We start from the raw sequence: 5,834 nt of genomic DNA, 5'->3' as shown, positions 1-5,834 counted from the left end.
AACCCCGGGGGTCGCTGATCCTGTCGAAGCGTCCGTCGCCGAGTCCACCGGCTCCTGCACCCGGAACGCCTCCGGCCGCAGACGGGCCGCCGCCACCGAGGGTGCCGCCTTCACGAGCGACTGCGTGTACGGATGCTGCGGATCCTCCAGGATCTGCCGAGCATCGCCCTGCTCCACGACCTTGCCGCGGTGCATCACGATCACCCGTTCCGCGCGCTCGGCAGCGAGTCCCAGGTCGTGGGTGATGAGCAGCACCGCCGTTCCCAGCTCGCGCGTCATCTGCCCGATCTGATCGAGGATGGTCTGCTGCACGGTGACGTCGAGGGCGCTGGTGGGCTCGTCGGCGATCAGCAGGCGCGGCTTGCAGGCCAGACCGATCGCGATGAGCGCCCGCTGGCGCATGCCTCCGGAGAACTCGTGCGGGTATTGCTTCGCGCGCCGCGCCGGATCAGGGAGCCCTGCGGCAGTCAGGGCCTCGACCACCTTCGCCTGCACGTTCTGCCGCGTGGCGAGGCCGTGCGCGAGCAGCGTCTCCGCCACCTGTGTGCCGATCTTCGCCACCGGGTTCAGGTTCGACATCGGGTCCTGCGGCACGAGGCCGATGTCGCGGCCGCGGATCGTGCGCAGTTCGTTCTCCGGCGCTCGGGAGATCTCCTTCCCGTCGAGGCGGATGCTGCCGGAGGCGATCCGGCCTCCCCCGGCGAGCAACCCGATGATGGCCATCGCGGTGGTGGATTTGCCCGAACCGGACTCTCCCACGATCGCGACCGTCTCACCGGGACGGATCTCGAGGTCGACGCCCTCGACCGCGTGCACGACGCCGTCCATGGTGGCGAAGTCCACGGCGAGGCCCTGGACCGACAGCAACGGCTCGGTCGACATCTGCTTCTCCTTCGCGGCGCTCATCGCGCCCTCGTCCGTGGGTCCATCGCCTCGCGCAGCGCCTCACCCAGCAGGGTGAAGCCGAGCGCCGTGACGGCGATGCAGATGCCGGGCAGGAAGGCGAGCCAGGGTGCGATGGCGAGCTCGGCCTGTGCGTAGGTGAGCATGCGCCCCCACTCGGCCGTCTCCGGGCGGCCTCCGCCGAGGCCGAGGAACGACAGCGCCGCCGCATCGATCACGGCGGTGGCGAGCGTCAGGGTCCCCTGCACGATCACGGGGCCGATGGCGTTGGGCAGCACGTGCGACATGGTGATCTTGCCGCGGCCGAGACCGAGCGTCTGCGCCGAGAGCACGTAGTCGCTGGAGCGCTGCTGCAGCATGGATGCGCGCAGCAGCCGGGCGAAGATCGGCACCTGCGACGCCCCGATCGCGATCATGATCGCGAAGGGCGTCTGCCCGAGGATCGCAGCGATCGAGACGGCCAACAGCAGGTTCGGCACCGACAGGATGATGTCGACGATGCGCATGATGAGCGTGTCCACCCATCCGCCGAACGTGCCGGCGAGCAACCCGAGGATCATGCCGCCGACCAGGCCCATCGCGGTGGAGATGACACCGATCATGAGCGACGCCTGCGCACCCCAGATGAGCTTGGACAGCACGTCGCCGCCGAAGCGGTCGAGGCCCAGCGGGAACTGCGGCAGCTCCCCCGGCCCCGGGATGTAGGTCGGCGTGATGTACTTCGCGCCGGGCAGCGCCGTCTCCGGGTAGGGAGCGATCAGAGGTGCGAGAGCGGCGATGAGCAGGAACGCCACCACGATGGCCGCGCCGATCCATGCCGTCGGATTGCGGCGGAGGCGGCGGAACACATCCCGCCAGAAGCCGCCGGAGCCGTTCTTCAGGTCGGCCTGGGCGATGGCGACGGTGTCGATGCTGCCGCCGCTCTCCGCCGAGGGACCTTGGGCGGGCGGGAGTGCGATGGTCATGCGACCGCCTCCTTTCGGACGATGGAGAGGGACATCACTGGACCCTCACTCTCGGGTCGATGAAGCTGTAGGAGACGTCGACCGCCAGGTTGATCAGCGCATACGCGATCGCGATGAAGATGATGAACCCCTGGAGGACCGGGAAGTCCCTGGTGAAGATCGCCCTCGCCAGGAACGAGCCGATGCCCGGGAAGGCGAACACCGTCTCGGTGAGCACCGCCCCGGATATCAGCAGCCCGGTCTGCAGGCCGATCGTGGTGATCACCGGGAGCATGGCGTTGCGCAGGATGAAGCGGTTGCGCAGCGTCGGCGCACCGACGCCCTTGGCCCGACCGGTGCGCACGTAGTCCGCGTTCTGCACCTCCAGGACACTGGCCCTGGTGATGCGGACGATGATCGCGAGCGGGATCGTACCCAGCGCGAGCGCCGGGAGGATCAGGTGCAGGATCGCATCCCATGCGGCATCGAACTCTCCGGTGATAATGCCGTCCCACACATAGAACCCGGTGGGATGGGTCGCGTCTATTCGTGGATTCTGTCGTCCGTCCGACGGCAGCCAGCCCAGCTGCACCGCGAAGACGTACTTCAGGATGAAGGCGAGGAAGAACACCGGGATGGTGATGCCGATCAGGCTCAGCACCACGGATGCGTGGTCGGTGAACTTGCCGTGGCGGCGGGCGGCCCAGTATCCGAGCGGGATGCCGATGCCGACCGCGAAGATGAGCGCCATCACGCTGAGCTCGAGCGTCGCGGGGAAGCGCCGCATGAACTCCTCGGTCACCGGACGGTTGGTCTGGATGGAGGTTCCGAAGTCTCCTTGGAGGAGCCGCCCGATCCAGATGAAGTACTGCTCGATGAGCGGCTTGTCGAAGCCGTAGAGCTCGTTGACTCTGGCGACGGCCTCGGGTGTGGCCTTCTCGCCGAGCAGGGCGACCGCGGGGCCGCCGGGAAGGGCCCTGACCCAGGCGAACAGCAGGATGCTGAGCCCGAACAGGGTGGGGATGAGGAACAGCAGTCGCCTGCCGATGGTGCGCAGCACGAAGATCTCCGTCGATCAGAAGGTACGTCGTTCCCCGGTCCCGCCGAAGGGGTGGGACCGGGGAACGACGTATCAAGTGGTCAGGCCTACTTGGTGAGGACGATGTCCGTGAAGACCTCGTCGTTCACCGGGCTGGCGGGGTAGCTCTTCACGCGCGGGTCGAACGCCAGGGTCGGCGCCGGGTGCGCGAGCGGAACACCGGGGATGAACTGGGCGACCATCTCGTTGATCTCCTCGTACAGCGCCGTCTGGTCCTCGAGGTTCGAGACGCCGCGCGCCTCGTTCAGCTTCTGGAACAGCTCGGGGTTGTCGAAGCCCCACTCGGAGCTCTGCTGGCCGAAGAAGACGCCGACGAAGTTGTCGGTGTCGTTGTAGTCACCGGTCCAGCCGAGCAGGTGGATGCCATGGTCCGAGGTGCCGGTGGTGCGGTCGAGGTATTCGACCCACTCCTCCGAGACCGGGGTGGTCTCGACGCCGACCTCTGACAGCTGCGACGACAGCACGGTGAAGATCTGCTCGGGGTCCGGCATGTACGGACGCGACACGTTGACCGGGTAGTTGAAGGTGAGCTTCAGCGGGTTCGCCTCGGTGTAGCCCGCCTCGGCCAGCAGCGACTTCGCCTTCTCGGGGTCGTAGTCGTAGGTCGTGACATCGGGGTTGTAGCCGTTGACGACCTCGGGGACGAACTCGATGGCCTTCTGCGTGCCCTCCGGCAGCACCTGGCTGATCAGCGCGTCCTTGTCGACCGCGTACGAGAGCGCCTCACGCACCTTCGGGTCCTGCAGCTCCGGCACCGCCTGGTTGAAGGCGAGGTACAGGATCGTGAACGGCGGGCGCGACACCATCGTGAAGCCGTCGTCCTCGAGAGCCTTGGTGTCGGCCGGTCCGACGAGGTCGTAGCCGTCGATCGAGCCGGATTCGAGCGCCTGGCGGCGTGCGGTCGGGTCGTCGATCGTGCGGAAGATGATCTCGTCGATCTGCCCCTTCTCGCCCCAGTACCCGTCGTAGGACTTGAGCGTGACCTGCTCGCCCGGCGCCCACTCGTCGAAGGCGTAGGGGCCGGTGCCGACCGGGTGGCCCATGGCGTACTCGGACAGCTGCGGGGCCTCGGCGGAACCGCTGACCTCATCCGCACCGAACTCCTGCATCGCCGAGGGGCTCTGCATGGCGAAGGCCGGGAGCGAGAGCGAGGCGACGAAGCCGGCGAACGGCTTGTTGAGCTCGATCGTCACCGAGTTCTCGCCGTCGGGGGTGCAGGACTTGTAGACGGCGTCGGCCGCGTTGGAGGCGTACCCCTTGAAGAGCTTGTTGTAGTAGTACCCGAAGGCTTCGGAAGCCGCGAGACCGGTCCAGTTGAACCAGCGGTCGAAGTTCACACAGACGGCCTCGGCGTTGAACGGCGTGCCGTCCTGGAACGTGACGTCCTTCTTCAGCTCGAAGGTGTGCGACATGCCGTCTTCGGACGATTCCCACGACTCGGCGAGCAGCGGTGCCGGGTCGGCGGTGCCGGGCTCGGTGCCGACGAGACCCTCGAAGATCTGGCGCGAGACGCGGAAGCTCTCGCCGTCCTGCGCGAAGGCGGGGTCGAGGCTCGCCGGGTCCGAGGACGCAGCGAACACGAACGTCCCGTCGACGTCGCCCGATCCTTCCGAGCCCTCGTCGCCACGCTCACTGGCGACGCAGCCGGCGAGCGCGAGCGCCGCGATCGTGGCTCCGGTTACGGCGATGAGTCCTCGCCGACGCTTGACTGATTGGTGCATTGTGTGACCTTCCCTGTCGGGCGCTTCTTTGCGCGTCCCGAGGCTTCCTCGCCTCGGTGACGGTGATGACTCGACGGTACCCAGCAGATCCTCAGATACCAAACGCATCCAGGTTGCAATCCGATATCGGCGGGACCGGCATCGATCCGGTAGTGTCCAGATCGTGCCAGACACCACTCCGCTCGCCGTCTGCTTCGGAGAGGGCATGGTCGCCCTCGTCGCCGCCACCGCGGGTCCGCTCGAGGACTGCCGGACCTTCCACCGCTCCCTCGCCGGGGCGGAGTGGAACACCGCGATCGCTCTGGCGTCGGCAGGTGTGCGCACGTCGGTCCTCTCCCGCGTCGGTGACGACGGCTTCGGGCGCTTCCTCACCGCTGAGCTGCGTGCCCACGGCGTCGACGACTCCGCGGTCGAGGTCGACGGCGACGCACCCACCGGGCTTTACGTGAAGGAGCTGTCGGCACGGGAGGACGGTGCCGTCGACGGCACCATGCACTACTACCGCGCCGGGTCGGCCGCCGCGTCCCTGTCGCCCCGGACGCTCACGACGCCGGTGGCATCCGCACTCCTCGGCGATGCGGCGCTCGTGCACACCTCGGGGATCACACCCGCGTTGTCGGCCTCAGCCCTCGCCGCCCAGGAAGCGCTGTTCACGGAGCGACGCCCCGGCCGCCTGCTCAGCTTCGATGTGAACTGGCGACCCGCGCTCTGGCTCGGACGCGAGGCCGAGGGCCGCAGGATCGTCGCGGACTTCGCATCCCGCGCCGACATCGTGTTCTGCACCCGACCCGACGCGGAGGCCGTGTTCGGCACGAGCGAGCCGCAGCGGATCCGCGCCCTGTTCCCCCACCCGCGCCATCTGCTCATCACCGACGCGAGCGGTGCCGTGGCGTTCGACGGCACCGAGACCGCCGAGAGCGACGCGCTCGACGCGCCCGTGGTGGAGACCATCGGCGCAGGCGATGCCTTCGCGGCCGGCTTCCTCGCCGGGGTGCTCACCGGCCTCTCGCTGACGGGGAGTCTCGCGCGCGGACATCGCATCGCGACCCGCGCCCTGGTCAGCACCCGCGACCACGTCGACTGAGCCTTCTCGAGCCTGCCTTCTCGCACCGGTGCTTCTCGCCGGGCCTCAGCTGCGACGCCGGGCCTCAGCTGCGACGCCGGGCC

General features: G+C 68.3%; 5 protein-coding genes. 1 reads left to right on the top strand and 4 read right to left on the bottom strand.

The features are described 5' to 3' along the window. From DSP71_RS23200 to DSP71_RS05615, 4 genes are all read right to left on the bottom strand, one after another. On the bottom strand, positions 1 to 906 hold a 906-nt coding region (locus DSP71_RS23200), incomplete at its 3' end, for an ABC transporter ATP-binding protein (RefSeq protein WP_258546281.1). Further along, positions 903 to 1,868: an ABC transporter permease gene (locus DSP71_RS05625; RefSeq protein WP_021199008.1), complete on the bottom strand. Its 966-nt coding sequence runs from the start codon at positions 1,866 to 1,868 to the stop codon at positions 903 to 905. The genes DSP71_RS23200 and DSP71_RS05625, both read right to left, overlap by 4 nt. A gap of 34 nt (positions 1,869 to 1,902) precedes the next feature. After that, entirely contained in the window at positions 1,903 to 2,907 is a 1,005-nt protein-coding gene (locus DSP71_RS05620) for an ABC transporter permease (RefSeq protein WP_058630491.1), read from the bottom strand. 86 nt (positions 2,908 to 2,993) lie between these two features. Further along, the gene (locus DSP71_RS05615; protein ID WP_058630490.1) at positions 2,994 to 4,667 is read right to left on the bottom strand and encodes an ABC transporter substrate-binding protein; all 1,674 of its coding nucleotides are present in this window, start codon (positions 4,665 to 4,667) and stop codon (positions 2,994 to 2,996) included. Between the two features lie 163 nt (positions 4,668 to 4,830). Between DSP71_RS05615 and DSP71_RS05610 the strand changes: the two genes are divergently transcribed. Next, on the top strand, positions 4,831 to 5,751 hold the full coding sequence (locus DSP71_RS05610) for a sugar kinase (RefSeq protein WP_052748658.1): 921 nt from the start codon (positions 4,831 to 4,833) through the stop codon (positions 5,749 to 5,751). The last annotated feature ends 83 nt before the right edge of the window (positions 5,752 to 5,834 follow it).

Source organism: Microbacterium sp. H6 (assembly GCF_003314775.1).
GTDB lineage: Bacteria > Actinomycetota > Actinomycetes > Actinomycetales > Microbacteriaceae > Microbacterium > Microbacterium oxydans.
Note: the sequence above shows the minus strand (reverse complement) of the source record. Positions and strands in the feature narration are given on the sequence as shown.